The sequence below is a fragment of the Thioalkalivibrio sp. ALJ15 genome (genome assembly GCF_000383695.1).
Taxonomy (GTDB): Bacteria; Pseudomonadota; Gammaproteobacteria; order Ectothiorhodospirales; family Ectothiorhodospiraceae; genus Thioalkalivibrio.
In genome coordinates, this window is record NZ_KB912061.1 from 15,464 (window position 1) to 41,013 (window position 25,550).

The following is a 25,550-nucleotide window of genomic DNA, read 5'->3' on the forward strand; positions in this document are numbered from 1 at the left end:
GGTCGCTCTGATCATCAGAGCTGCCCGGAAAACCAGCGCTTCATGCGCGCCCACACACCCTGGAACCCGCTACTTACGGGCCGGGCCTCCTGTTCCGCACGCGACTCGCGGGCGTAGAGCAACAGCCCCACCCCCGTCGCGTGGATCGGGTTCTTCACCACATCCAGGAGCCCGGTGACCCGCTGCGGCACCCCCAGGCGTACGGGCATGTGGAAGACCTCTTCGGCGAGATCCACCACACCTTCCATTCGGGACGAACCGCCGGTGAGCACCACCCCGGCGGCAATCATTTCCTCGGTTCCGCTGCGGCGCAGTTCCGCCTGCACCAGCTGCAGCAGCTCCTCGTAGCGCGGCTCGACCACGGAGGCGAGCGTCTGGCGCGACAGCCGGCGCGCGGCGCGATCACCGACACCGGGGACCTCGATGCTCTCACCCGGGTCGGCCAGCGTGCGCAGCGCGCAGGCGTACTTGATCTTGAGTTCGTCGGCGTACTGGGTCGGCGTGCGCAGGGCGACCGCGATGTCGTTGGTCACCTGATCGCCAGCGATCGGGATGACCGCCGTGTGCATAATCGCGCCGTGGGCAAAGACGGCGATGTCGGTGGTCCCGCCGCCCACGTCGACGAGGCACACCCCCAAATCCTTTTCGTCCTCGCTGAGCACCGAGTAGCTGGAGGCCAGCTGCTCGAGGATGATGTCGTCCACCCGCAGGCCGCAGCGTTCCACGCACTTGACGATATTCTGTGCCGCCGAGACCGCGCCGGTGACCAGGTGCACCTTGGCCTCCAGGCGTACCCCGGACATCCCGATCGGCTCGCGGATGCCCTCCTGCTCGTCGATGATGTATTCCTGCGGCAGCACATGGAGGATGCGCTGATCGGCCGGGATCGCGATCGCGCGGGCAGCATCGATCACCCGGTCGACGTCGCCGGCGACCACCTCTCCGTCCTTGATCGCGACCACGCCGGTGGAGTTGTAGCTCTTGATGTGAGAGCCGGCGATCCCGGTGTAGACCGAATGGATCTCGCAGCCGGCCATCAGCTCGGCCTCCTCGACCGCGCGCTGGATCGACTGGACGGTGGACTCGATGTTCACGACCACGCCCTTCTTCAGCCCGCGCGACGGGGAGGAGCCGATGCCAATGATCTCGATCTCGCCCTCGTCGGTCAGCTCGCCGACGATCGCCTCGATCTTCGAGGTGCCGACATCCAGGCCGACGATCAGTCCGGGTTCCGACTTCTTTGCCATCATCTTTCTGCGTCCTGTCGTTCGTGTCATCGGGCGTTGCCGCCGTTGTTGTCCGCTTCTTCGGCCCAGGCCACAGCCAGACCGTGCGGATAGCGCAGATCCACTCGCGCAATCGGGGCGTCCTCGCGCGCCCTCAGGGCCGGCGCCGCGCGTACCAGCTGGCCCAGCCGGTTCAGATTCACGTCGCGGCCCATCAGGACCTCGGCCCCGTCGGACAGGTGTATGGTCCAGTCATGCCGCTTGCCCTCGTGCACGCCCACCACCTCGAAACCGGCGTCGGCCAGGCGCGCGGAGACCTCCAGGTAGCGGTGCATCAACACCACCTGACGGCCGTCCTCGCCGGCCAGTGCCGGCAGGAAATCCCATTCGGCGAGATCCACCGGCCCGAACAGGCGCCCATGGCGGTCGACCAGGTGGTCGTCGCCCCACTGGGCCACCGGGACCGGCTCGGTCACGTGGATCTCCAGGGTGTCCGGCCAGCGCCGACGCAGTTGTACGCTGTCCACCCAGGGCATCGCCTGCAGCTCCCCGCGCAGCACCTCGAGGTCCGTACCCACGAAACCCGGTGCATGCGCCCGTACCCGCTCGAGAATCACGTCCGTGTCGGCGTGACGCGGCTCGCCGGTAATCTGGATGGAGCCGATCGGCAGATGCTGATCCGGGTCGAAGTGCAGCCACAGGCTGAAGCCCAGCACCAGAGCCCCGGCCAGTCCCATGCCGGCGAGCAGGCGTAGCCCCGGCCCCGTCATGGCCTGCAGCCGCGACGGCCCTGCCGGCCGCCGCGCGGGTCGCGTTGTACGTCGCGCGTTCAACGCAGCCCTCCGCATTCAAAGCTGGAATCGAGGATGCGCAGGCACAGCTCGTCGAAGTCGATGCCCGCCTGCGCGGCGGCCTTCGGCACCAGCGAGTGGTCGGTCATGCCGGGGATGGTGTTGACCTCGATCAGGAAGTTCTCGCCGTGTTCGTCCTGCAGGATGTCCACCCGGCCCCAACCGCAGCCCTCGAGGGCAGCAAAGGCGGCGATGGCCAGCGACTGCAGCTCCAGCTGCGCACTGCGCGACAGGTCCGGGGGCGGGCACAGGTAGCCGGTATCGTCCGCCTCGTACTTCGCGTGGTAGTCGTAGAAACCGCTCGCCGCGCGAATCTCGATCACCGGCAGGGGCTCGTTGCCGAGCACCGCAACCGTGTACTCGCGTCCGGTGATCCACTGTTCGGCGAACACCTGGCCCGGCTGCACGCGCGCCGCATCAAAGGCGGCCGGCAGGTCTTCAGCACGATCGACCCGGGTGATGCCCAGGCTGGAGCCACCGCGCGCGGGTTTGACGATCAGCGGCAGGCCGAGGGCATCCGCCACCGCCTCCGGATCGAAGCCCGGTGTCAGCAGGCGATACGGCGCACTCGGGAGGTTCGTGCCCGCCCAGAGGCGCTTGCAGGCCAGCTTGTCCATACCCAGCGCCGAACCGAGGACCCCAGTCCCGGTATACGGCATGCCGGCCATGTCCATACAGCCCTGCAACGTCCCGTCCTCGCCGCACTCGCCATGCAGTGCGATGAATACCCGGTCGTAGCCCTCCAGCGCCATGCACCGCGCCGTCTCGCGGGTAAGGTCAACGGCATGGGCATCGACGCCCTGGCGGCGCAGCGCCGCCAGTACAGCGTTGCCACTCTTGAGCGAGATGTCCCGCTCGCCGGACCAGCCGCCCATCAGGACCGCCACGCGCCCGTATTCTTCCGGTTTGCGCCTGCTCATTGCCTTCCCTCGATTGTCTCGTCCATGGGGCGCGGTCGACCCAGCAGCCGCACCTCGGGCTCCAGGCACACACCAAAGCGCCGCTCCACCTCGCTTTGGGCGTGGTGCAGCAGCCACTCGATGTCGGCGGCCTGCGCCGCGCCATCGTGGGTAATGAAATTCGCGTGCTTGGGGGAGATCTCCGCGCCACCGTGGCGCAGGCCCTTCAGTCCCGCCGCCTCGATCAGGCGCGCAGCGTGATCACCAGGCGGATTGCGGAACACCGATCCGCACGACGGCAGACCCAGCGGCTGCGTGCGCGAGCGCTCACGCAGCAGCTCCTTGATGCGCGCCGTGGCGGTGGCCGGATCGCCCGGTTCCAGCTGCAGCACGCAGCCGGTAAACCACTCGTCCGGACCCTCGACGCTGCGATAGCCGATGCGGTACTCGCCCGGCTCACGCTGGTGCTCCTGTCCGTCGGCATCCACGGTGGACACCGACTCGACCAGCGGCCAGATCTCGCCGCCCCAGGCCCCCGCGTTCATGCGCAAGGCGCCGCCCAGGGTGCCCGGGATGCCGGCCAGAAATTCACCGCCCACCAGTCCCTGGCGCGCACAGAAACGGGCCGCCTGGGCGCAGGCGAGCCCGGCTCCGAGCCGTACGCGGTTGCCCTCCAGGCGCTCGCGTTCGTTAATTACACCGGAAAGGTGCACCACCAGCCCCTCGATGCCGCCGTCGCGGATCAGCACGTTGCTGCCCAGCCCCAGGAAGGTAACCGGCATCGCGGGGGCATGACGGGCGTGATCCGCCAGCGCCGACACGAGATCGGCCCGGTCCACCGGCCGGAACAGCCAGTCGGCCGGACCTCCCACACGCCAGGAGGTCAGCCCCGCCAGCGGGGCATCGGGCCGTACCTCGCCCCGAGGGGCGTGGGCGAACGGGCCGTTCACCGGTTCCACCGCGCGAGCCGCCATCATGTCGTACTCCCGGGGCGTTTCATCGCTCCCAGCTGGTCCGGCAGCAGGCTGGCCAGCCGACCGATATCGCCGGCCCCCTGGGTGATCACGACATCGTTCGGCTTCAGCATCCCGGACAGGACCTCGGCGACGTCGGCCGCATGCTCGACGAACACCGGCTCGACCTGCCCGCGCAGACGGATCGCCCGCGCGAGGCTGCGGCCATCGGCGCTGGGGATCGGTTCCTCGCCGGCGGGATAGACCTCCAGCAGGATCAGCACATCGGTCTCGGACAGGGCCTCGGCGAAGTCCTCGAACAGGTCGCGGGTGCGGGTGTACCGGTGCGGCTGGAACACGGTGATGCGCCGCCGGTCGGGCCAGGCGTCGCGCGCCGCGGCCTGGGTCGCCTCGATCTCGCGCGGGTGATGCCCGTAGTCGTCGACCAGGGTCAGCGGGCCCGGCGCGGTCTCGAGCTCCTGCACCTGGAAGCGCCGCCCGATCCCCTGGAAGCGCTCGAGCGCCGCCTGGATCGCCGCAGGGGCAACCTCCAGTTCGTGCGCGACGGCCGCCGCGGCCAGGGCATTGAGCACGTTGTGCCGCCCGGGGAGGTTCAGCGTGACCGGGAACGCGGCCTGCCCGGGCAGCTTCAGGTCGAAGAACATGCGCACGCCTTCCTGGCGCACGTTCAGGGCGCGCACATCGGCTTCCGCCTCGATGCCGTAGGTCAGGCGCGGGCGCTCCAGTTCGGGATAGAGATCGCGCACCTGCGGGTCGTCCGCGCACAGCACGGCGATGCCGTAGAACGGCAGGTGATGCAGGAACTCGAGGAAGGTCGCGCGCAGGTTCCCGAAGTCGTTGCCATAGGTCCCGAGGTGGTCGGCATCGATATTGGTCACGATGCTGATCATCGGCTGCAGGTGCAGGAACGAGGCATCGCTCTCGTCGGCCTCGGCCACCAGATAGTCGCCCGCCCCCAGGTTCGAGTGACTGGCCGTGCTGTTCAGGCGCCCGCCGATCACGAAGGTGGGGTCCATACCGGCCTCGGCGAGCACGCTGGCCACCAGGCTGGTCGTGGTGGTCTTGCCGTGAGTGCCGGCCACCGCAATGCCATAGCGAAAGCGCATCAGCTCCGCCAGCATCTCCGCGCGGCGCACAATCGGGATCCCGCGGCGGCGGGCCGCCTGCACCTCGGGGTTGGAGGGATCGATTGCGCTGGAGACGACCAGCACATCGGCCTCGGCGACGTTTTCTTCGGTATGCGCGGGTGACACCGGGATGCCCATGCCCGTCAGTCGCGCGACCATCGCCGACTGCCCGAGATCCGATCCGGAGACCTCGTAGCCCAGCTGATGCAGGACCTCGGCGATCCCGCTCATGCCGGAGCCACCGATCCCGACACAGTGAATACGGCGGATGCGGCGCATCGCGTGGCGGGGCAGACGCGGGGCATTCATGAGTTCTTCCTCCCGCGCCGGGCATGGGCCATCTCCAGGCAGGCCTCGGCCAGACGCTCGGCAGTGTCGGGGCAGGCCTGTTCGCGGGCCAGCCGGGCGCGCTCGCGCAGGGCCTCGCGGCCCAGCGGACGTACGATCTCGGCGACCCGCTCTGGCGTCAGATCGGTATCGGCCAGGCGCCAGGCCGCACCCGCCTCGACCAGAGCACGGGCATTGGCGGTCTGGTGATCATCAACCGCATGCGGATAGGGCACGAACAGGGCCGGGACACCGGCCGCCGCGACCTCGGCCACAGTCAGCGCCCCGGCCCGGCAAATCACCAGATCCGCCCAGCCATAGGCCTCGGCCATGTCTTCGATAAACGGGGTCACCTCGTATTCCAGCGCGGTCTCGGCATAGGCCGCGCGGGCCTCGTCCAACGTACGCTCCCCGGCCTGGTGGCGAATCACCATCGGCTGCGCGTCGCGGGCCTGCTCGAGCCCCGCCGGCACCATGCGGTTCAGCGAGCGCGCCCCAAGGCTGCCACCCAACACCAGCACCCGCAGCGGGCCCGAACGCTCGTCGAAGCGCTGCTCCGGCTCCGGCAACGCGGCGATCTCCGCACGGACCGGATTGCCCACCACGGTCACGGTGTGACGCTCCGGGAAGGCGTGATCGAAGCCCGCATAGACCCGGTCCGCGATGCGCGCCAGCCAGCGGTTGGTCAGGCCGGCGACGGCGTTCTGCTCATGGATCGCCAGGGGGCGCCCCAACGCAGCGGCCATCAGGCCGCCGGGGCCGGCCGCAAATCCGCCAAAGCCGATCACCGCGGCCGGACGCAAGCGGGTAATCAGGGCCAGCGCCGCCCACAGCGAGATCCCGAGGCGCCAGGGCGCCAGCAGCAGTCCCGCCAACCCCTTGCCGCGCACGCCGCTGATCGGGAGGGTATGCAGCTCGATGCCCGCCGCAGGCACCAGACGCGTCTCGATCCCGCGCGCGCTGCCCAGCCAGAGGACCTCGACGCCACGGGCGCGCAGGGCGTCGGCGACCGCCAGCCCCGGGAAGACGTGTCCACCGGTACCGCCGGCCATGATCAGGATGCGCAGGGGATTGTTCATGCCCGCCCCCTCTTGCGCCGCGGCGCTGTCGACTGGCGCGGGGCCGGGATCTGCGCCTCGCGATAGACCCGCATCACCAAACCGATCGCCATCAGCGTGACGATCAACGAACTGCCGCCGTAGCTGAGAAATGGCAGCGTCATACCCTTGGTCGGCAGCAGCCCCATGTTCACGGCGAGATTGAGCGCACTCTGCAGCGCCAGCCAGATCGCGACACCAAAGGCCAGGTGCGAACCAAATGCATGCCCGGCACGCTCCGCCCAGAGCCCAATCTTCACGCAGCGCCAGACCACGACCGCAAACAGCGCGATCAGTGCGATCACACCGATAAAGCCAAACTCCTCGGCGAAGACCGCGAACAGGAAGTCGTTATGGGCCTCCGGCAGGTAGAACAGCTTCTGCACGCTGTTGCCCAGACCGGCACCGAACCAGCCGCCAGACCCGATCGCGATCAGCGACTGGGTCAGCTGGAACCCGGTCGCGAACGGGTCCTGCCAGGGGTCGAGGAATGCGGTCAGGCGCGCGACCCGGTAGGGCGCAGCCACTGCGACGAAGGCCATACCCACCGCGATGGTCGCGCCGAGCGCGGCGAACTGCCACAGCTTGGCGCCGGCCAGGAACAGCATGCCCATACCGATCGCCAGCATGATCGCCGCGCCACCAAAGTCGGGCTGCAGAAGCAGGAGTACTGTCCCGAAGCCCAGCACGACCAGCGGGCGGACAAAACCGCGCAGGTGCAACCGCAGGGTCGAGTAATGACGCACGATGTAGCCGGCCAGGTACATGACCACCAGCAGTTTCACCGGCTCGGCCACCTGGAGGTTGAACATGCCGATCGGGATCCAGCGGGTCGCGCCGTTCACGGTTCGGCCCACGCCCGGGAGCAGGACCGCAATCAACAGCACCATCACCAGGATCAGCAGCCAGGGACCGGCGCGCTCCCAGCGCTCCAGCGGGATCGCCCACATCACGGTCGCCAACGCCAGACCGATGGCGGCGAACAGGACCTGGCGCTGGAAGAAGTGCCAGGTGTTGCCATAGTAGCGCTCGCCCAGGTCCATCGAGGCCGAGGCCACCATGATCAGACCGAGCCCCAGCAGCAACGCGGCCGCGGCCAGCAGCGGCAGGTCCACGCTGTTGCGCAGTCCATCGAGCGAGTCGCGCGAGGGCAGTCCGAGGGGCAGCGATCCGGTACTCATGCCGCTCGCTCCCGCACGGCCCGCGCGAAGTCGTTGCCGCGGGCCTGATAGTTCTCGTACATGTCGAGGCTCGCGCAGCCCGGCGAGAGCAGCACGGTGTCTCCGGGCTGCGCCCAGGCCGCGGCCTGTGCCACGGCGGCGGTCATGTTGTCCACCCGCTGGACCGGCACCACCGAGGCCAGGGCCCGGGCAATCAGCGGAGCATCCTCGCCGAGCAGCACGACGCCCCGGACCTTGCCGGGCACGTAATCCGCCAGCGGCGAGAAATCCTGCCCCTTGCCCTGCCCACCGGCGATCAGCACCAGAGGCCCCGGCGTACCCCGTAGCGCGGCCAGGGTCGCGCCCACGTTGGTGCCCTTGGAGTCGTTGACGTAGTCGACCTCGGCCACCCGCGCGATCCACTGCGAACGGTGCGGCAGGCCCGCGAAGTCGGCCAGCGCAGCCAGCGCCTCGCTACGCGCCTGCGTTGATTCCAGCCACGGCCAGGCCAGCGCCAGCGCGGCCAGGGCATTGGCCCAGTTGTGCTGTCCGCGCAGACGCAGGCGCGCGGTGGACAGCAGGCGTTCCTCGCCACGCACCAGGTCCGGCTCGGCCTCGCCCGTCGTCACGCCGAAGTCGGTCGCGGCCAGCGGGGCATCCAGCCCGAACGAGACCACGCGCAGACCGGCCGGCAGGGGCAGCTCGCGCAGCCAGGGGTCATCGCGATTGAGCACACCGCGAGCGGCACGGTCGAGGATGCGGGCCTTGGCCTGGATGTACGCGGCCAGATCCGGGTAGCGGTCCATATGGTCGGGCGAGATATTCAGGATCGCGGCGCCATCCGGCACCAGGTGCTCGCTGCGTTCGAGCTGGAAGCTGGACAGCTCCAGGACATAGACCTCCACCGCCGGGTCCAGGAGGTCCAGCGCCGGGGTGCCGAAGTTGCCGCCGATCGCGACCTTGCGACCTGCGGCTGTCAGGATCTCGCCCACCAGGGCGGTGACCGTGCTCTTGCCGTTGGAGCCGGTGATCGCAATGACCGGGGCCTGCGCCACTGCCGCAAACAGGTCAATGTCGCCGGTGATCGCCGCGCCAGCGACCCGGGCCTGTTCGACGGCCGGGTGTTCCAGCGGGACCCCCGGCGAGACGATCAGGCGGGCATAGCCGGAGGTATCAAGACCGTCCAGCGGTCCGGCCCAGGCCTCGGACAGCCACGCGGCGGCGGCCCCGGCCGCCAGGGCCGGTGGGTCGCGGCGCGTGTCGGTGATCGCAAAGGCCTCGCCGCGCGCACGCAGGAATCGGGCGACGGACTGCCCCGTCGCTCCGGTTCCCACGATCAGATTGTGCGGCTGTGGCTTCGACATGGCGTTAGCGGATCTTCAGAGTCGCAAGACCAATCAGGACGAATACAACGGTCAGGATCCAGAAGCGCACGATCACGCGCGGCTCCGGCCAGCCCTTGAGTTCGAAGTGGTGATGCAGCGGCGCCATGCGGAAGATGCGCCGCCCGGTGAGCTTGAACGAGGCGACCTGCAGCATCACCGACAGCGTCTCCAGCACGAAGATGCCGCCCATGATCAGGAGCACGATCTCCTGACGGGTCAGGATCGCCATCATGCCCAGCGCCGCGCCCAGGGCCAGAGCCCCGACATCGCCCATAAAAACCTGGGCGGGATAGGCGTTGAACCACAAAAAACCGAGCCCGGCCCCGACCAGCGCGGCGGCGAAGACGCCGACCTCGCCCACCCCCGGCACTGCGGGGATCTGCAGGTAATCCGCGAACACCGCGTGGCCAGCTGCATAGGCGAACACCCCGAGGGCCCCGGCCACCAGCACCGCCGGCATAATCGCCAGACCGTCCAGGCCATCAGTCAGGTTGACCGCGTTGGAGGACCCGACCACGACCAGCCAGACCAGCGGGATGAACAGCCAGCCAAGGTGCAGCTCGAAATCCTTGAAGATCGGGAGATAGAAGCTCGTCTCCACCGGGCTCTGCGCGGTGGCCATGATCACGCCGGCGGCGATCAGCGCGAACAGCGTCTGCCACAGGAGCTTGGCCTTGGCCGAGAGTCCCTTGCTGTTGCCGTAGCGCAGCTTCAGATAGTCGTCCCAGCCACCAACCGCACCAAAGGCCAGCGTGGTCAACAGCACGATCCAGACAAAGCGGTTGGTCAGGTCGCTCCACAGCAGCGTGGCGACTGCCACCGCCACCAGGATCAGCGCCCCACCCATGGTCGGCGTACCGGCCTTGCTCAGATGCGACTCCGGTCCGTCGTCACGAACCTGCTGGCCGACGTTGCCGACCGTCAGCCGACGGATCATCGCCGGGCCAATCAGCAGCGCGATCGCCAGTGCGGTGACCACGCCCAGGATCGCGCGCAGGGTCAGGTACTGAAAGACCGTGAAGCCGCTATAGAACTGCGCGAGATACTCAGTCAGCGCGTACAGCATTCGCAGCCCCCCGCGCCGATGGGGCCAGTTCCAGCCCCTCGATGATGCGTTCCATGTGCTGGCTGCGCGAGCCCTTGATCAGGACCGTGGTCTCGTCCTCCAGCAGTTCCTCCAGGCGCGTCCGCAGGGCGTCATGGTCGGCAAACCACTCGCCACCCTCGCCAAAGGCCTCGGCGCTGTCGCGCGCGGCCTCGCCCAGGGCCAGGCAGTAGTCCACACCCATCGCGCGGGCCAGCGCCCCGGTCTCCCGGTGCAGCGCCGGGGTCTCGGCACCCAGCTCGCCCATCGCACCCAGCACGAGGATGCGCCGGCCGGGCATCGCGGCCAGCACCTCGAGACCCGCGCGCAGCGAGTCGGGATTGGCGTTGTAGGTATCGTCCCAGAGGCGCGCGCCGCTGGCATGCCAGAGCTCCTGCAGACGACCCTGCACCGGCGTCCAGCGCGCCAGGCCGTTGGCGATCGCGTCGATCGCCACACCCACCGCATTCGCCGCGGCGGCCGCGGCGACCGCATTGGCGGCGACATGGCGTCCCGGGCTGGCCAGGCGCAGGTCGCGGCCGGCGCCCAGGATCGTCAGGCGCAGGCGGTCGGGGGCCTGCCACATGCCCTCGATCTCGCCACCGCCCTCCAGGGAGAAACGCTGGCAATGGTGGTGTTCGTTCAGCGACAGCCAGTAGTCGGCGAACGGGTCGTCCAGATTGATCACGGCCGTGCCGCCCTGGGAGGGCAGCCCCGAGTAGATCTCGGCCTTCGCGTGGGCCACGCCCTCGAGGCTGCCAAAGCCCTCCAGGTGGGCCCGCCCGGCATTGGTGATCATGGCGACCATCGGCTCGGTCCAGCGCGCCATGCGTCCGATCTCGCCGGCATGGTTGGCGCCCATCTCGATCACCGCGTAATCGGCGTCCTCGGGCATGGCCAGCAGGGTCAGCGGCACCCCAATCTCGTTATTCAGGTTGCCCTGGGTGGCATGCACGGAGCCCACGCCCTCGAGGATGCAGCGCAGCATCTCCTTGGTCGTGGTCTTGCCATTGGAGCCGGTCAGCGCAATCACACGCGCCCGGCTGCGGCGGCGCCAGTGCTGGGCCAGCCGACCCAGGGCCTCGCCGGTATCGGCCACCACCACCTGCGGATGCCGGACATCCAGCACGCGCTCCACCAGCAGCACGGCGGCCGGCAGATCGGCGGCGACATGCTCGTGGGCATCAAAGCGCGGGCCGCGCAGGGCCACGAACAGGCCCCCTTCGAGGGGTTGCCGGGTGTCGGTGAACACCCCCTCGAAGACCCGCTCACCGTCGCCGTTTTCCAGACGGCCGCGTACGGCGTCCGCCAGTTCCTGTCCGGTCATCCGGATCATTGGCTACCCCCCCCACTGTCTCCCGCGTTCGTCCGAGCGGCGAGCTGGCGCGCCAGCTCGCGATCACTGAACGGATAAAACTGCGCACCCACCTGCTGGGTGGTTTCGTGCCCCTTGCCCGCCAGCAGGATGACGTCACCCGGGCCCGCCTCGGCCACGGCCGCGCGCACCGCCGCCTCCCGATCGCCCAGCTCGCGGCAGGCCTCGGGCCGACCGCAGCCAGCCAACACGGCGGCGCGGATCGCGGCCGGGTCTTCGGAACGCGGGTTGTCGTCGGTCACGATCACCTGATCGGCGCGCGCACTGGCGGCCCGCCCCATGGCCGGGCGCTTGGTGACATCGCGATCCCCGCCACAGCCAAAGACCACGATCAGTCGGCCGGCCGTGTGCGGGCGCAGGGCATCCAGCGCCGCCGCCAGGGCCTGTTCGGTGTGGGCATAGTCCACGACCAGCAACGCCCCGCCGGGCAGTTCGAAGCGCTCCATGCGCCCCGGGACACCGCGCAGACGCGACACCGCATCGACGGCGGCCTGCCAGGAATGACCCAGCGCCCGCAGGGCGGCGAGCGTCGCCAGCAGGTTGCCGACCTGGAACAGCCCGAACAGACCCGCCTGCACCGGCCAGGCCTCGCCCGCAGCCTCCAGCGTGAAGCGAATGCCGTCGGAGCCTGCCTCGACCTCCCGCGCGACCAGATCGGCGGGCGCCCCGACGGCGCTGTAGGTGAGGGTGCGCCCAGCCGTGGTTTCGTGGATCAGGCGCTGCCCGAGGGCGTCGTCGGCATTGAGCACCGCGGTCTCCAGCCCCGGCCAGGTGAACAGCCGCGCCTTGGCGTCGGCATATGCCTGCTGGCTGCCATGAAAATCCAGATGATCCGAGCCCAGCCGGGTCAGCACGGCGACACGCACGGGCAGCCCGGCCATGCGGTCCTGCTCGAGCCCGTGGGACGAGGCCTCGATCGAGAGCGCCCGGCAGCCGTCGGCGGCCAGCTGCGCCAGGTGCCGGCGCAGGTCAATCACACCCGGAGTGGTATGACCACAGTCTTCCAGTGCTCCGAGGCGTCCCACACCGAGCGTCCCGACGACCCCCGTGGGGACACCGATCTGCTCCAGGGCACCAGCCAGCAGCTGGCTGACCGAGGTCTTGCCATCGGTGCCCGTCACCGCGACGACGGGATATTCGGCCGGCCAGGCGCCCCAAAGGGCATCGCAGATCGCGGGCAGCGCGGTGCGCAGACCGCGGAGGTGCAGCACCGGAACATCGAGGGCCGGGGCCGCCTCGGCTTCATCCCACAGGATGGCCACCGCTCCCTGCTCGGCCGCGGTCTGCGCATAGGCAAGGCCGTGGCCTTGCGTCCCGCGCAGCGCCACGAAGACAGCCCCCGGGGTCACCCGGCGGCTGTCCTGGACGAGATCGGTGACACGCTGCCCAGCGACCTCGCGCGCCAGCGCCGGCGCCCCGGCGGGCCACAGGCTGCCCAGTGTCGTGACGGTCTGGACCGTATTCGCCGCCATCATGTCGAGCCCTCGCGTTCGGCGGCGAACTGCATGGGGATCTCCGGCATCGCGTCTGGGCGCACGTTGAACATCCGCAGCGCCGAGCCGATCACGTTGCGGAATACCGGCGCCGCCACGGCGCCGCCGAAGTAGGTGCCGGCATTGGGTTCGTCGATCACCACGGCCATCACGAAACGCGGATCCGAGGCCGGCGCCAGGCCCACGAAGCTGGAGATATAGCGGTCCTCGGTGTAGCCCCCGGGGCCACTCTTGCGGCTGGTACCGGTCTTGCCCGCGATGCGGTAGCCGTCGATCGCGGCCTGACGCGCGGTACCCTCGGAACCGATCGTGTGCTCCATCATCGCGAGCACGCGCTGGGCGGTTTCCGGGGACATCACGCCCGCCGGCTCGCGCAGGTCGTCGGCAGTCTGCACCAGCCGCACCGGGATGCGCTGGCCATCGTTGGCGAAAGCGGTATAGGCCGCAGCCATCTGCAGCGGGGTAATGGAGAGGCCGTAGCCATACCCCATCGTGGCCTGCTCGACCTCGCGCCAGGTCGGGAAGTCGCGCAGGCGGCCGCTCACCTCGCCCGGGAAGTGGGTCCCGGTCGACTGGCCGAAGCCGGCCTGGTGCAGGACCTGCCAGAACCGGTCCGGCGGCATGTCCAGGGCCAGTTTGGTCGCGCCGACATTACTGGAACGCGCGATCAGGGTGGTCAGGTCGATCACGCCATAGTCACGAAAGTCGCGCACGGTCAGGCGCCCGACACGCATGGTCCCGGGACGGGTGTCCAGGGTCACATTGGGGTCGATGATGCCCGCATCCAGGGCCGCCGCAACGGTGAAGGGCTTGATGACGGACCCCGGCTCCATGCTGTCGGTCAACGACCGGTTGCGCGCGAGTTCCGAGCGGATCGAACCGCGATTGTTCGGGTTGAAGCTGGGCTGATTGACCATGGCCAGGACATCACCCGTACGGGCATCCAGCAGCACGGCCGACCCGCCCTGGGCATCGTGCTCCGCCACCGCGGCCTTCAGTTCGCGGTAGGCCAGATACTGCAGGCGCTGATCGATGGTCAGGCGCAGCGTGCGGCCGTCGCGTGCGGGGCGGATACTGGCCACATCGCGGATCGTGCGTCCGTGGCGGTCGCGCAGCACACGCTTGGCACCCGGCGCGCCCGACAGCCAGTCGTTGAACGCAAGTTCGACGCCCTCCTGCCCGCGATCGTCAATATCGGTGTAGCCAAGGATGTGCGAGGTCGTCTCGCCATGCGGGTAGTAGCGCCGGAACTCACGCGTCAGGCCAAGCCCCTGAACACGCAGGGCGGTCACCTGCTCCGCCTGGGCCGGCAGCATATGCCGACGCAGGTACATGAACTCCCGGCTGGCACGCGCCTCGATGCGCTCGGCCAGCCAGTCGGCGTCGACCTGCAGCGCCTCGGCCAGCTCGGGCCAGCGATCGCGTTGCTCGAGCAAGTCCTTGGGATTGGCCCAGGCGGTCTGCACCGGAGCGGAGATCGCCAGCGGCTCGCCATTGCGATCCGTGACCATGCCGCGATGGGCCGATTCGGTCAGCGTACGCACCTGACGCTGCTCGCCCTGCTGCGTCAGGAAGTCGCGGCTGAGCACCTGCAGATCGATTGCACGCAGCACCAGGGCCACCAGCACCAGCGCGGAGACGACCAGCAGCACCTTCAGGCGGCCATGGCTGACCTGGCGCTTCAGCGCTCCCATGTGCGCCCCCCGATCACCACGATGCGATCCGGCTCGGGCTTGATCATGCCCAGTTCCTCAAGCGCCTGCTGTTCGATGCGGCCCTGCGTCGCCCAGGTCGACTGCTCGATCTGCAGCTGCGTCCACTCCAGGTTCAGCGCGTCGCGCTCCGAAAGCTCCGACTGATGCGTGATAAAGGCCTGACGTGCCTCGTGCTTGGCCGCCACCACCCCAACGGCGGAGGCAAAGACCCCGGTCGCCAGGATGATCAGGATGAAGCCGCGAAAGACCATCAGGTGCGCTCCCCCACGCGCAGTACCGCCGAGCGTGCACGCGGGTTGCGGCGCTGCTCTTCGGCGTCGGCACGCACGGGCTTGCCGATCGGGCGCCACGTGCGCTCGGGCGTTTCGGGCATCACCGGCAGCCCGCGCGGCAGGCGCGCGTCCGGGCGCGGGCCACGCAGCGCCTGCTTGACCATGCGGTCCTCAAGCGAATGAAAGCTGATCACCACCATCCGCGCGCCCGGGTGCAAAATCTCCGGGATCGTCTCGAGCCACTGCTCCAGCTCCTCGAGCTCCCGGTTCACATAGATGCGCAGGGCCTGAAAGGTGCGCGTGGCCGGGTGCTTGCCCGGCTCGCGCCCGGGGACCGCGCGGCGCACGATCTCGGCCAGCTGCGCAGTCCGCGTAATCGGGGCTTCGGCGCGCGCCGCAACGATCGCGCGGGCGACGCGGCGGGAATGGCGTTCCTCGCCATAGTGGTAGATCACATCCGCAATCTCGTCCTGCTCCGCGCGAGCCAGCCAGTCCGCCGCGCTCTCGCCCTGCGTGGGGTCCATGCGCATATCCAGCGGACCATCGTGCTGGAAGCTGAAACCGCGCTCGGGGGTGTCCAACTGCGGGGAGGAAACCCCCAGATCCAGAAACACACCATCCGGCGCACGATCGGGGAAGCGCCGACGCAGGGTATCGGCCATCGCCGAGAACGGGCCCGGCTCGAAGGAGAAGCGTGGATCGTCCGCAAACGAAGAGGCGGCCGCAGCCGCCTCGGGGTCCCGGTCCATCGCCAGCAGGCTTCCGCCGGCGCCGAGGCGATCGAGAATCGCGCGGCTGTGCCCGCCGCGCCCGAAGGTCCCATCGACATAGAACCCGTCAGCGCGCACAGCCAGCCCCTCCAGCACCGCGTCGCGCAGCACCGGGATATGAGTGGCGTTTTCCGTCATGGTCACAACGCAATGGACTCGAGCGCGTCGTCATCCACGTCACCCCCCAGCGCCTGCTCGCAACGGGCATCCCAGGAATCGGCATCCCAGATCTCGAACTTGTTGCCCTGCCCCAGCAGCACCGCGCGCTTGTCGAGGCTGGCGTACTGGCGCAGCGGCGTCGGCAGCAGGAGACGGCCGCTACCGTCCAGCTCGCACTCGGTCGCATGGCCGACCAGGAGGCGCTGCAGGTTGCGGACCTTCGGATTCATGTTGGGGCGGGACATCAGACTTTGCTCGATGCGCTCCCACTCGGGGAACGGGTACAGGAGCAGGCAACGGTCGGGATCTACGGTAATCACCAGCTGGCCGCCACAGGATGCCGCCAGCGTATCGCGATAGCGCGCGGGCATGGCCAAGCGACCCTTGGCATCCAGATTGAGTTGGCTTACGCCTCGAAACATGGCCGGTACCGGTTGCGGTGGTCACCCACCTTTCCCCACCTTTTCCCACTTTTCGACACTATAGGTACGGCTATCTCCAGGAGTCAAGAAAATTGACCCGAAAAAACCAAAAATAAGCGTTGAATCACAGAGACTTAGCGAACACCTGCCCAGCGACGGTGCAGCCAGAAAATAAGACCCCAAAAGCCGCGTCTTGAGGGCCACACTTAAGAAACTACTTCACTATTTTTCGGCAAGGACCGCCGACACGGCGAGACACGGACCCACGGATGGGGCCGCAAAGGTGGGAAAAAGTGGGAGCCGGCCGTAAGCCGGGTTCTGTCGTGGACAGTCATTCATCTGGGACGTCCGTCACCGGACGCCTCGAGCAGCCTACCCGGGTGCGATGCGGGCCACACCATGCACCCCTATTTGGCCTTGCTCCGGACGGGGTTTACCCTGCCACGGACTGTTACCAGCCGTGCGGTGCGCTCTTACCGCACCATTTCAACCTTACCTGTGCCCGAAGGCCATCGGCGGTATATTTTCTGCGGCACTTTCCGTCGGCTCGCGCCGCCCAGGCGTTACCTGGCGTCCTGCCCTGTGGAGCCCGGACTTTCCTCCGCATCCAGTGGATACAGCGACTGCCAGGCCAGCTCCCGCGCTCCTTTTACGCCCGCACCTGCAACAACGCAAGGAAAAACCCCATCAACCCTCGTCCTTCAGCCGCAGGGCCCGGGCATAGACACGGTTGCGCGGCAGTCCGGTGGCATCGGCAAGGACCCGCACCGCGCGTTTCAAGGGGAGCTCCCCCAGCAAGGCCCCCAGCAGGCGCTCATATTCGTCAGCCAGCGGGGCATCCTCGGACTCCGGGTCGGCCGCCTGCGGCGCCGGCGCGAGGATCAGAACGAACTCACCCCGCAGCCGATTGGCATCGGCATCGAGCCAGGTCGGGAGCCCGCCAGCGGCTCCTCTATAGTGTTCCTCGAACTGCTTGGTCAGTTCGCGCCCCAGGAACACCAGCCGCTCCGGCTCCAGTGCGGCCAGGTCGTCGGCAGCGGCGCGTACGCGATGCGAGGACTCAAACAGGATTGTGGTCACCGGCTGGGCCAGCAAGGTCTCCAGGCGGCGACGGCGGGCCCCACCAGCATGCGGCAGGAAACCCTCGAAGCAGAAACGATCGGACGGCAGGCCGGCGACGGCCAGCGCCGCGAGCGGGGCGCTGGCGCCGGGCACCGCGCGCACCGGCAGCCCCGCCTCCGTGGCCGCTCGTACCAGCCGGTAGCCGGGATCGGATACCAGCGGCGTACCGGCATCCGAGATCAACGCGAGATCGTCGCCCGCCTCCAGCGCAGACAATAAAGAGGGGATCCGGTCGCGCTCGTTATGCTCATGGAGACTGACCAGCGGGGTCTGCACCCCCAAATGCGCCAGCAGCCCGCCGCTGTGTCGCGTATCCTCCGCAGCGATACGCGAAACGCGCGCCAGCACGTCACGGGCACGGGGGCTGAGATCGGCCAGATTGCCGATCGGGGTGGCAACCACCCATAACGTGCCGCAATTCGTTGACACAACTTGATGCGCTTTCAATACTGACTCCCCAATACGCTGAGCATCTCGCTATCGTGAACCTATACCTCTCTCTAGCCGCCGGGGGGCGCTACCGGGGCCGTCTGGCCCTGAGCCTGCTCGCCGGCGCAATCCTCGCCGGCTGCGCGACCCCGCGCCCGGACCCAACCCCCGCCCCGGACCCGGAGGAGGAACGACCCGAGGTCGTTGACCTGCCGGCCGAGCAGCAGGCGCCGATCCTGATCAGCGAGGCCTGGGCGGACCCGCAGCCGGACAACGTGCGCGCGGCGATCGACGCGGTCCTGAGCCTGGACGACCCCGACGGCGACCTGGTCGACCGCGCGGACGCGCTGTGGCGCGACCTGGATGCCCAGCACCGGGAACCGCTGGCGGACCGTGTGCGTGGCGGCCGCCTGGCGGCCACCCGTGGCGAATGGGAGACTGCGCGCGAGCGACTCGGCGCCGATGACCCGGACGACGAGACCCGTACGCCCGAGGTTTACCGCGAGGGTCTGGCCCTGCATGCACGCCTGCTGGAGCATGAGCGTGAATGGTATCAGGCGCTGGACGCCCGTTTGCGCCTGGATGGGCTGCTCCTGCTGGAGCCCGATGACCAGACCGTTAACCAGGAACGCATCTGGGGCCTGCTCTCGGCGCTTCGACCCGCACAGCGTGACCGCCTGGCGGCGGGCGAACACCCGGATGCCGAGCCCTGGGTGCGGCTGTTCAGCGGACTGCGCAGTGTCAATTCGGAAGAAGACGCCCGCCGCGTGGCTGGCCAGTGGCGCGAGCGCTATCCGTCGCACCCGGCCAACAGCCTGCTCCCGGAACTGGTCGCAAGTCACCCGCTCCAGCCCGAGGCGCCGGAAACGATCCTGGTCCTCCTGCCGCTGTCCGGTGATCTCGCCCAGCTCGGCAATGCAATCCTCGACGGCATCACGCGCGCCTACTACGCGGAGACCGGGGGCCACGGCCGCCTGGTGGTGCGCGACACACGCGGCGACCCTGACACGGCAGCAGACCTCTACAGGCGCGGCGTCGAAGACGGCGTAAACCGCATCATCGGGCCGCTCAACCGCGATGCGGTACGCGCAGTGGCTGCGAGCGAAGAGACTCGCCCGACGCTGCTGCTCAACCGCACACAGCTCGACGGCAACGGGGCCTTCGGCACGCTGGCGCTGAACCCGGAAGAGGACGCCTACGCCGTGGTGGATCGCGCGGTACGTACGGGCTGGCGCAACCCGCTGGTCATCCTGCCCGAGGGCGAGTTCGGCGACCGCATTGCCGAGGCCTACCAGGATGCGCTCGCCGACCACGGCCTGCGGCCGCGCGATATCGTGCGCCTGCGGCCGGACGCCGAGGACATCAATGCCCGCGTGGGCAATGCGCTCGGGATTGAGCAGAGCGAGGCGCGCATTCGCGACGTCGCCCGCCGTACCGGGCTAAACTTGGAAGGCGACCCCCAGGTTCGGGGTGATGCCGATCACCTGTTCGTGACCGGAACCTCGCGCCAGATGCGCCAGCTCGTGCCCTACCTGCACTTCCACGGCGCGCGTCAACTCCCGATCATGGCAACGCCTCATATCTACGCCGGACAGCCGGATGCCAATCGCGACCGCGATCTCAACGGCATCGTCTTCCCGGACGCGCCCTACCTGTTTACGACCATCGAGCCGCTGAACGGCGAAATGGCCGAAGGGGCGACTGACGAGCTCCCGCGCTTCGTCGCGCTGGGCATGGATGCGATGCGGCTGAGCCTGCATGATCGCGCGGTACGCGAGGCCAGCCACCATCAAATCGTCGGCGGGGCCGGCACCTGGTCACTGAACCCGATCAGCGGGGACTGGGTGCGCGAGCCGGTCTGGGCGCGCTTCGAGAGCGGCGCACCACGCCAGCTGGGGTCCACCAGCGAAGGCAGCTGACCGATGCTCCGCCCGGGCGTGACCGGCCAGGCCGCCGAGGACCGTGCGGCGCACTACCTGACCGGGCAAGGCCTCACCCTGGTGGCGCGCAACGTGCGCCGCCCCTGGGGCGAGCTGGACCTGGTCGCACGCGAGGGCGACACGCTGGTACTGGTCGAGGTGCGCAAGCGTAGCCACCGCGGCTTTGGCGGCAGCGCCGAGAGTATCGATTCCGGCAAGCGCAAACGCCTGCTGCGGGCGGCCGAGGGCTACCTGCAGGAGAGCCGCTGGCAAGGCCCCGTGCGCTTCGATGTCGTGCTGCTGGACGGCGACGACACGATTGAATGGCTGCCCGACGCGATTCAGGGGGACCCGTCATGACACCGCTGGCACGCGAAATCGAGCAACTCCTTCCCGCCGAAGACCGCCTGCTGGACCCGGCCGATTGCTGGGCCTATGGTGCGGACAACTCCAAGCTGCACACGCCGCCGGATGCCGTCGCCTTCGCCCGCGACGCCGAGACGGTCGCTGAACTCGTCCGACTTTGCCGACGCCTCGGGGCGCCTGTGACCTGCCGCGGACGCGGCACCGGCACCACAGGAGCGGCGGTCCCTGATCATGGCGGACTGGTCCTGTCGTTCGAGCGCATGAACCGGATCCTGGAGGTCGACCCGGCGAACCGCTGGCTGATCGCGGAACCCGGAGTGACCAACGGCGAGGTGCAGGAAGCGGCAGGCGCCCTCGGGTTTTTCTGGCCCCCGGACCCCACGAGCAGCGCCTACTGCACGCTCGGCGGCAACCTGGCCTACAACTCGGCAGGCCCCCATGCGGTGAAGTACGGCACGCCGCGGGACAACACCCTCGGGCTTGCGGCGGTCGCGGGCACCGGCGAGGCCTTCCGTACGGGCGTGCACACGACCAAGGGCGTCGTCGGGTATGACCTCACCCGGCTGCTCATCGGGTCCGAAGGGACCCTCGCCGTGATCACCGAAGCCACGCTGCGCCTCACACCGAAACCCGAGGCGACGCGCCTGATTCAGGCCATTTATCGGACCGTGGGCGACGCGGCCGCCGCCGTGTCGCGACTGATGGGCCGCGCGGAGGTCCCGTCGGCCCTGGAGTTCATGGACCATTCGGCGATCGCAATGATTCGTGACTATGCCCCCGACTGCCCACTGCCCCGCGACGCCGGGGCTATCCTGATGATCGAGACGGACGGCACCGCGGCCGGGATCGACGCGACGACGCGCGGCGTCCGCGGCGCCGCCGATGGCGAGGGTTGCCTGCAGACCATCAGCGCGGACACCCCGGAAGAGGCCCAGGCCTTGTGGGCCGTGCGCAAGGCCCTCTCGCCGGCGCTGCGCACCGTCGCGCCGAAGAAGATCAACGAGGATGTGGTCGTACCCGTCTCGCGCATCCCCGACCTAATCGCGGGCCTCGACCGGCTCGCCCAGGCGCACGCGATCAAGATCGTGAACTTTGGTCACGCCGGTAACGGCAACATCCACGTGAATCTGTTGGTGAACCCGGACGACCCGCAGGAGCTCGCCGCCGCCGAACGCTGCCTGGACGAGGTCTTCACCCTGGTGCTGGGCCTCGGTGGCACCTTGTCCGGCGAACACGGGATCGGGCTAGTGAAACGCGCCTTTGTGGGCCGGGAGATCGATCCCGTGGCGCTGAACCTGATGGCCGGGATCAAACAGAGCTTTGATCCCGACAACATCCTGAACCCCGGCAAGGCGCCGGGGCCGGACATCACTGGGCTTACTTGACGACCTTCAGGGCGGGACCCTTGCGCTTGGCGGCCGGCTTGTCCCCGTCCTGATCCGAACCCGCGGGACCCGAGTCGTCTGGTCCGTCGCCGCCCGGGCCATCTTCCGGCCCTGGTCCCGGCTCGCTGCCGAACATCATCCCCTGCCCGTTCTCGCGCGCATAGACGGCGAGCACCGCCTGCGTGGGCACGTAGACGTCCATCGGGCTGCCGGCAAAACGCGCGGAAAAGGCGACCGCCTCGTCCCCGATATTCAGCGCCTGCACCGCAGACGGGCCAATGTTGAGCGTGATCTTGCCCTGCTCGACAAAGGCATCGGGCACTAGCGCACCCTCCACCGTGGCGTCGACCAGGATGTGCGGCGTAAAGCCGTTATCCGTGATCCACTCCCACAAAGCCCGGAGCAGATAGGGACGCGAAGAGGTCACAGCCTCAGCTCGCGCTCGGCCTCGGTGAGACTGATCTGGAAGGATTCCCGCTTGCAGACGCGATCCGCGTATTCCTGAATCGCAGCCGGCAGAGAATCGAGATCGATCCCCAGTGACGGCAGACGCCACATGACCGGAGCGATCGCGCAATCCACGATGCTGAACTCGTCACTCAGGAAGTACGGCTTCAGCTCGAAGATCTCGGCCGAGTTCATCAGGCTCTCGCGCAGGATCTTGCGCGCCTTGGTCAGCCCGCCCCCGGACGCCTTCTTCACCGCATCCAACCCCTCGTACCAGTCGCGCTCGACGCGATAAAGCGCCAGCCGCGCGGCCGCACGGGAGACCGGGTCCACCGGCATCAGCGGCGGATGCGGGAAACGCTCGTCCAGGTACTCGGTGATCACATGAGTCCCGTACAGCGCCAGGTCCCGATCCACCAGGGTCGGCACCTCGTTGTAGGGGTTGAGATCGGAGAGATCCTCGGGAAGCTCGTCCGGCCCGAGGTTGACGACATCCACCGCGATGTCCTTCTCGGCGAGGATGATACGCACGCGATGGCAGCGCACGCAGTCGTGAGCAGAAAACAGAGTCATTACGGAACGACGATTGGCGACCAGCGCCATAACTTTCTCCCTACCCCGGTCGTGCGGCACGCCGCGCCGGGCAGACGGTCAATAACACCGGCGGGCGCTCATCCGTGAGCGCCCGCCAGCGACGGTTCAGGCCGCCTAGTGTACGTCTTTCCAGTACTCCTTTTTCAAGAAGTAGGCCAGCACGGTAAACACGGCCAGGAAGATCAGGACGTACAGGCCAATGCGCTGACGGTCGAGCTGCATCGGTTCGCCCATGTACGAAAGGTAGGTGACCAGGTCACGCACTGCGCGATCGTACTCGCTCTGGCTCATCGAGCCATTGCGTACAAGCTCCAGCCGCTCGTTTCCGTCATCGTCCTCGACCAGCTCCTGCCAGCCCTGCAGCTCCCACAGCACATGCGGCATGCCGACGTTGCTGAACACCGTGTTGTTGGCACCCAGCGGGCGGTCCTCGTCGATGTAGAAGCTCTTGAGGAAGGTGTACACCCAGTCTTCGCCATGAATGCGGGTCGCCAGGGTCAGATCCGGCGGCGTCACACCAAAGGCCTCGTCGGCATAGGAGTCGGACATCGCGTTCTTCATCAGCGAGCCCGGGTTCACCAGGTCGCCATCCTCATCGGTGATGAAGATGAAGTTCTCGGTGACCTGCTCTTCGGTCAGACCGATGTCGCGACCCACACGGTTGTAACGCATGTACTGGGTGGAATGACAGGCCATGCAGTAGTTCATGTACAGCCGGGCGCCGCGTTGCAGCGACGCCTGGTTGGTCACGTCCACATTGGCTTTTTGCAGATCACCGCTGGCGCTTGCAGCCGAGGCCGCCGGCACGGTGAACAGGGCCGCCAGGGCCATAACAGTCGTTGCGATAAACGTTTTCATTACGAAGTCACCCTTTCCGGAACGGCACGATCACGACCCAGACCCCGGGCAAACACCGGGACCACCATGCAGACAAACAGATGCACGGTCGGGATCAGCCAGGACCACATAATCAGGCTAGCGTCACTCGGATCGAAGCGCGTGATGTCGTAGAGGGTGTAGATACCCACGACCACCGCGAACAGAATCAGACTGGCCGCCGCGGAGCGCTCCCGACTGAGGAACCACAGCAGGAAGAAGAACGCGAAGTACACAAGCGACCAGCGGAAGCTCATTTCGCTGATCATCGTGGTCGCCTGCTGCAGACCCAGCCAGCCCAGGATCACGAAAGCCACCACGAACGCCGCCAGGTTGAACTTGGCTGCGAACGAGCGATAGCGCATCGACAGAACCGGGTTGCGGTCCAGCCAGGGGATAAAGAACAGCATCATCACCGCGGCACCCATGGCCACCACGCCGAGGAACGGATCCGGCACGGAACGCAGCACCGAGTACATCGAGGTGAAGTACCAGACCGGCGGAATCAGCTCGGGTGTAACCAGCGGGTCGGCCGGGATCATGTTGTCCGGCTTCAGGAACAGACCGCCGCCCATCGGGAAGAAGAACATGATGACGGCGAACACCATCAGGAAGACGCCGACGCCGACGATGTCCTTGACGGTGTAGTACGGGTGGAACGGGATGCCATCCTTCGGGATGCCGTTCTCGTCCTTGTTCTTCTTGATCTCGACGCCATCGGGGTTGTTCGAACCCACTTCGTGCAGCGCGATGATGTGCGCGGCCACCAGCAGGATCAGCACCAGCGGCAGGGCAATCACATGCAGCGCGAAGAAGCGCGTCAGCGTGGCATCGGACAGCAGGAAGTCACCACGAATCCAGGTCACCAGATCCGGCCCGATGTACGGGATGGTCTGGAACAGGTTCACGATCACCTGCGCGCCCCAGTAGGACATCTGACCCCACGGCAGCAGGTAGCCGGCGAAGGCTTCGGCCATCAGCACCAGATAGATCAGCACACCGAAGATCCAGATCAGCTCGCGCGGCTTCTTGTAGGAGCCGTACATGAGCGCCCGGAACATGTGCAGATAGACCACCACGAAGAACATCGAGGCGCCTGTGGAGTGCATGTAGCGGATCAGCCAGCCCCATTCCACGTCGCGCATGATGTACTCGACCGACGCAAAGGCCAGCTCGGCATCAGGCTTGTAGAACATGGTCAGGAAGATGCCGGAGACGATCTGAATGACCAGCACCAGCAGGGCGAGGGAGCCGAAGAAATACCAGAAGTTGAAGTTCTTCGGCGTGTAATACTGAGCCAGATGTTCGTTCCACATCTGGGACAGGGGGAAGCGGGCGTCAACCCAACCCAGCAGCCCACCCTGCCACTTTTCCGCGGGATTACCGGCCATCAGACAGCTCCTCCGTCTTCATCTTCACCCACGAGCAGCAGGTTGTCCGTGATGTAGTGGTGCGGCGGCACCTCGAGGTTGTCGACCGCCGGCATGTTGCGATAGACGCGGCCGGCCATGTCGAAGCGGGAACCGTGGCAACCGCACAGCCAGCCGCCCTGCCAGTCGGAGCCCATGCCGGGATCGCCGATCTCCGGACGGAACGACGGCGAGCACCCGAGGTGAGTGCAGATCCCGATCAGCACCAGGATTTCCGGCTTGATCGAGCGATGCTCGTTCTGCGCGTATTCCGGCTGCTGGGCCTCGTTCTCGGAATCCGGATCGCGCAGGCGATCGGTCACCTGGGACAAACCATCCAGCATTTCGTCGGTACGCCGCACGATCCAGATCGGCTGTCCACGCCACTCGATGCTGACGCGCTGGCCGGCCTCGACCTCGGTCACGTCGAACTCGACCGGAGCCCCTGCTGCCTGAGCGCGAGCGCTGGGCTGCAAGGACGCCAGGAACGGGGTCGCGACCGCTGCGACACCGGCACCGCCGACGACTGTCGTCGCGGCGACGAGGAACCGGCGACGGCCTCGATTTACGCCTTGGTTTGCCATGTTTGTCTCTCCAAACAACGTGTTGAAATCGTGTCTCGGCAGCCACTCGATACGCGGACGAGGGTGCGGAGATGCCCGCAGAC

At 67.8% G+C, this 25,550-nt stretch carries 24 protein-coding genes and 1 other RNA gene; 3 read left to right on the forward strand and 22 right to left on the reverse strand.

Features of this window, described 5'->3' with window-relative positions; genetic code table 11:
* Positions 1–14: 14 nt before the first annotated feature.
* From ftsA to rsmI, 17 genes are all read right to left on the reverse strand, one after another.
* On the reverse strand, positions 15–1,250 hold the full coding sequence (ftsA, locus tag G015_RS0112275; protein ID WP_018174839.1) for a cell division protein FtsA: 1,236 nt from the start codon (positions 1,248–1,250) through the stop codon (positions 15–17).
* 23 nt (positions 1,251–1,273) lie between these two features.
* The gene (locus G015_RS0112280) at positions 1,274–1,996 is read right to left on the reverse strand and encodes a cell division protein FtsQ/DivIB (RefSeq protein WP_018993160.1); all 723 of its coding nucleotides are present in this window, start codon (positions 1,994–1,996) and stop codon (positions 1,274–1,276) included.
* A 59-nt stretch (positions 1,997–2,055) separates the two neighbouring features.
* The gene (locus tag G015_RS0112285; protein ID WP_018138010.1) at positions 2,056–2,997 is read right to left on the reverse strand and encodes a D-alanine--D-alanine ligase; all 942 of its coding nucleotides are present in this window, start codon (positions 2,995–2,997) and stop codon (positions 2,056–2,058) included.
* Complete coding sequence (murB, locus tag G015_RS0112290; RefSeq protein WP_018138009.1) at positions 2,994–3,953, reverse strand: UDP-N-acetylmuramate dehydrogenase; 960 nt, start codon at positions 3,951–3,953, stop codon at positions 2,994–2,996. Before murB ends, G015_RS0112285 begins: the two co-directional genes overlap by 4 nt.
* Complete coding sequence (gene murC, locus G015_RS0112295) at positions 3,950–5,386, reverse strand: UDP-N-acetylmuramate--L-alanine ligase (RefSeq protein WP_018138008.1); 1,437 nt, start codon at positions 5,384–5,386, stop codon at positions 3,950–3,952. Before murC ends, murB begins: the two co-directional genes overlap by 4 nt.
* Positions 5,383–6,483, reverse strand: a complete 1,101-nt coding sequence (gene murG / locus G015_RS0112300) for an undecaprenyldiphospho-muramoylpentapeptide beta-N-acetylglucosaminyltransferase (RefSeq protein WP_018138007.1) — start codon at positions 6,481–6,483, stop codon at positions 5,383–5,385. The genes murC and murG overlap by 4 nt, the downstream gene beginning before the upstream one ends.
* Entirely contained in the window at positions 6,480–7,682 is a 1,203-nt protein-coding gene (gene ftsW / locus G015_RS0112305; protein WP_018138006.1) for a putative lipid II flippase FtsW, read from the reverse strand. Before ftsW ends, murG begins: the two co-directional genes overlap by 4 nt.
* Complete coding sequence (gene murD / locus G015_RS0112310; protein WP_020146828.1) at positions 7,679–9,025, reverse strand: UDP-N-acetylmuramoyl-L-alanine--D-glutamate ligase; 1,347 nt, start codon at positions 9,023–9,025, stop codon at positions 7,679–7,681. The genes ftsW and murD overlap by 4 nt, the downstream gene beginning before the upstream one ends.
* Before the next feature lie 4 nt (positions 9,026–9,029).
* Entirely contained in the window at positions 9,030–10,112 is a 1,083-nt protein-coding gene (mraY, locus tag G015_RS0112315) for a phospho-N-acetylmuramoyl-pentapeptide-transferase (RefSeq protein WP_018174844.1), read from the reverse strand.
* Entirely contained in the window at positions 10,093–11,466 is a 1,374-nt protein-coding gene (gene murF / locus G015_RS0112320; protein WP_018995100.1) for a UDP-N-acetylmuramoyl-tripeptide--D-alanyl-D-alanine ligase, read from the reverse strand. Before murF ends, mraY begins: the two co-directional genes overlap by 20 nt.
* Entirely contained in the window at positions 11,463–12,980 is a 1,518-nt protein-coding gene (locus G015_RS0112325) for a UDP-N-acetylmuramoyl-L-alanyl-D-glutamate--2,6-diaminopimelate ligase (protein WP_018138002.1), read from the reverse strand. Before G015_RS0112325 ends, murF begins: the two co-directional genes overlap by 4 nt.
* Positions 12,977–14,692, reverse strand: coding sequence for a penicillin-binding protein 2 (locus G015_RS0112330; protein WP_018138001.1), 1,716 nt, complete (start codon positions 14,690–14,692; stop codon positions 12,977–12,979). Before G015_RS0112330 ends, G015_RS0112325 begins: the two co-directional genes overlap by 4 nt.
* Entirely contained in the window at positions 14,680–14,964 is a 285-nt protein-coding gene (gene ftsL, locus G015_RS0112335) for a cell division protein FtsL (RefSeq protein WP_018138000.1), read from the reverse strand. Before ftsL ends, G015_RS0112330 begins: the two co-directional genes overlap by 13 nt.
* Entirely contained in the window at positions 14,964–15,893 is a 930-nt protein-coding gene (gene rsmH / locus G015_RS0112340) for a 16S rRNA (cytosine(1402)-N(4))-methyltransferase RsmH (protein ID WP_038050256.1), read from the reverse strand. Before rsmH ends, ftsL begins: the two co-directional genes overlap by 1 nt.
* Positions 15,894–15,895: 2 nt before the next feature.
* Positions 15,896–16,336 carry a division/cell wall cluster transcriptional repressor MraZ gene (mraZ, locus tag G015_RS0112345; protein WP_018137998.1) on the reverse strand — a complete coding sequence of 147 codons (441 nt, stop codon included), beginning with the start codon at positions 16,334–16,336 and terminating at the stop codon, positions 15,896–15,898.
* Positions 16,337–16,628: 292 nt separating this feature from the next.
* An RNA gene (gene rnpB, locus G015_RS13785) (RNase P RNA component class A) lies at positions 16,629–16,975 on the reverse strand.
* 48 nt (positions 16,976–17,023) lie between these two features.
* Positions 17,024–17,860 carry a 16S rRNA (cytidine(1402)-2'-O)-methyltransferase gene (rsmI, locus tag G015_RS0112350; RefSeq protein ID WP_018174849.1) on the reverse strand — a complete coding sequence of 279 codons (837 nt, stop codon included), beginning with the start codon at positions 17,858–17,860 and terminating at the stop codon, positions 17,024–17,026.
* 80 nt (positions 17,861–17,940) lie between these two features.
* On the opposite strand from rsmI, the gene G015_RS0112355 reads away from it, so the two are divergent.
* The 3 genes from G015_RS0112355 to G015_RS0112365 are packed head-to-tail and all read left to right on the forward strand — an operon-like array spanning position 17,941 to position 21,557.
* Positions 17,941–19,806 carry a penicillin-binding protein activator gene (locus G015_RS0112355; protein ID WP_020146830.1) on the forward strand — a complete coding sequence of 622 codons (1,866 nt, stop codon included), beginning with the start codon at positions 17,941–17,943 and terminating at the stop codon, positions 19,804–19,806.
* 3 nt (positions 19,807–19,809) lie between these two features.
* On the forward strand, positions 19,810–20,166 hold the full coding sequence (locus tag G015_RS0112360) for a YraN family protein (RefSeq protein ID WP_020146831.1): 357 nt from the start codon (positions 19,810–19,812) through the stop codon (positions 20,164–20,166).
* A complete protein-coding gene (locus G015_RS0112365) occupies positions 20,163–21,557 on the forward strand; it encodes an FAD-binding oxidoreductase (protein WP_020146832.1) in 1,395 nt (464 codons plus the stop codon). The genes G015_RS0112360 and G015_RS0112365 overlap by 4 nt, the downstream gene beginning before the upstream one ends.
* Here the strand turns inward: G015_RS0112365 and G015_RS0112370 are convergent.
* The 5 genes from G015_RS0112370 to petA all read right to left on the reverse strand — a co-directional run bounded on the left by G015_RS0112370 (position 21,550) and on the right by petA (position 25,467).
* Positions 21,550–21,984 carry a ClpXP protease specificity-enhancing factor gene (locus G015_RS0112370; RefSeq protein ID WP_018137993.1) on the reverse strand — a complete coding sequence of 145 codons (435 nt, stop codon included), beginning with the start codon at positions 21,982–21,984 and terminating at the stop codon, positions 21,550–21,552. The two genes, G015_RS0112365 and G015_RS0112370, sit on opposite strands and share 8 nt — an antisense overlap.
* Complete coding sequence (locus G015_RS0112375; protein WP_020146833.1) at positions 21,981–22,607, reverse strand: glutathione S-transferase N-terminal domain-containing protein; 627 nt, start codon at positions 22,605–22,607, stop codon at positions 21,981–21,983. The genes G015_RS0112370 and G015_RS0112375 overlap by 4 nt, the downstream gene beginning before the upstream one ends.
* 105 nt (positions 22,608–22,712) lie before the next feature.
* Complete coding sequence (locus G015_RS0112380; RefSeq protein WP_018993169.1) at positions 22,713–23,456, reverse strand: cytochrome c1; 744 nt, start codon at positions 23,454–23,456, stop codon at positions 22,713–22,715.
* Complete coding sequence (locus G015_RS0112385; RefSeq protein ID WP_018137990.1) at positions 23,456–24,865, reverse strand: cytochrome b N-terminal domain-containing protein; 1,410 nt, start codon at positions 24,863–24,865, stop codon at positions 23,456–23,458. The genes G015_RS0112380 and G015_RS0112385 overlap by 1 nt, the downstream gene beginning before the upstream one ends.
* The gene (gene petA / locus G015_RS0112390; protein ID WP_026182186.1) at positions 24,865–25,467 is read right to left on the reverse strand and encodes a ubiquinol-cytochrome c reductase iron-sulfur subunit; all 603 of its coding nucleotides are present in this window, start codon (positions 25,465–25,467) and stop codon (positions 24,865–24,867) included. Before petA ends, G015_RS0112385 begins: the two co-directional genes overlap by 1 nt.
* Between the last annotated feature and the right edge of the window lie 83 nt (positions 25,468–25,550).

Coding starts and splice junctions, on each gene's coding strand:
- ftsA (WP_018174839.1), bottom strand. CDS start 1,250: ATGATGGCAAAGAAGTCGGAACCCGGACTGATCGTCGGCCTGGATGTC.
- G015_RS0112280 (WP_018993160.1), bottom strand. CDS start 1,996: ATGACGGGGCCGGGGCTACGCCTGCTCGCCGGCATGGGACTGGCCGGG.
- G015_RS0112285 (WP_018138010.1), bottom strand. CDS start 2,997: ATGAGCAGGCGCAAACCGGAAGAATACGGGCGCGTGGCGGTCCTGATG.
- murB (WP_018138009.1), bottom strand. CDS start 3,953: ATGATGGCGGCTCGCGCGGTGGAACCGGTGAACGGCCCGTTCGCCCAC.
- murC (WP_018138008.1), bottom strand. CDS start 5,386: ATGAATGCCCCGCGTCTGCCCCGCCACGCGATGCGCCGCATCCGCCGT.
- murG (WP_018138007.1), bottom strand. CDS start 6,483: ATGAACAATCCCCTGCGCATCCTGATCATGGCCGGCGGTACCGGTGGA.
- ftsW (WP_018138006.1), bottom strand. CDS start 7,682: ATGAGTACCGGATCGCTGCCCCTCGGACTGCCCTCGCGCGACTCGCTC.
- murD (WP_020146828.1), bottom strand. CDS start 9,025: ATGTCGAAGCCACAGCCGCACAATCTGATCGTGGGAACCGGAGCGACG.
- mraY (WP_018174844.1), bottom strand. CDS start 10,112: ATGCTGTACGCGCTGACTGAGTATCTCGCGCAGTTCTATAGCGGCTTC.
- murF (WP_018995100.1), bottom strand. CDS start 11,466: ATGATCCGGATGACCGGACAGGAACTGGCGGACGCCGTACGCGGCCGT.
- G015_RS0112325 (WP_018138002.1), bottom strand. CDS start 12,980: ATGATGGCGGCGAATACGGTCCAGACCGTCACGACACTGGGCAGCCTG.
- G015_RS0112330 (WP_018138001.1), bottom strand. CDS start 14,692: ATGGGAGCGCTGAAGCGCCAGGTCAGCCATGGCCGCCTGAAGGTGCTG.
- ftsL (WP_018138000.1), bottom strand. CDS start 14,964: ATGGTCTTTCGCGGCTTCATCCTGATCATCCTGGCGACCGGGGTCTTT.
- rsmH (WP_038050256.1), bottom strand. CDS start 15,893: ATGACGGAAAACGCCACTCATATCCCGGTGCTGCGCGACGCGGTGCTG.
- mraZ (WP_018137998.1), bottom strand. CDS start 16,336: ATGTTTCGAGGCGTAAGCCAACTCAATCTGGATGCCAAGGGTCGCTTG.
- G015_RS0112360 (WP_020146831.1), top strand. CDS start 19,810: ATGCTCCGCCCGGGCGTGACCGGCCAGGCCGCCGAGGACCGTGCGGCG.
- G015_RS0112365 (WP_020146832.1), top strand. CDS start 20,163: ATGACACCGCTGGCACGCGAAATCGAGCAACTCCTTCCCGCCGAAGAC.
- G015_RS0112375 (WP_020146833.1), bottom strand. CDS start 22,607: ATGGCGCTGGTCGCCAATCGTCGTTCCGTAATGACTCTGTTTTCTGCT.
- G015_RS0112380 (WP_018993169.1), bottom strand. CDS start 23,456: ATGAAAACGTTTATCGCAACGACTGTTATGGCCCTGGCGGCCCTGTTC.
- G015_RS0112385 (WP_018137990.1), bottom strand. CDS start 24,865: ATGGCCGGTAATCCCGCGGAAAAGTGGCAGGGTGGGCTGCTGGGTTGG.
- petA (WP_026182186.1), bottom strand. CDS start 25,467: ATGGCAAACCAAGGCGTAAATCGAGGCCGTCGCCGGTTCCTCGTCGCC.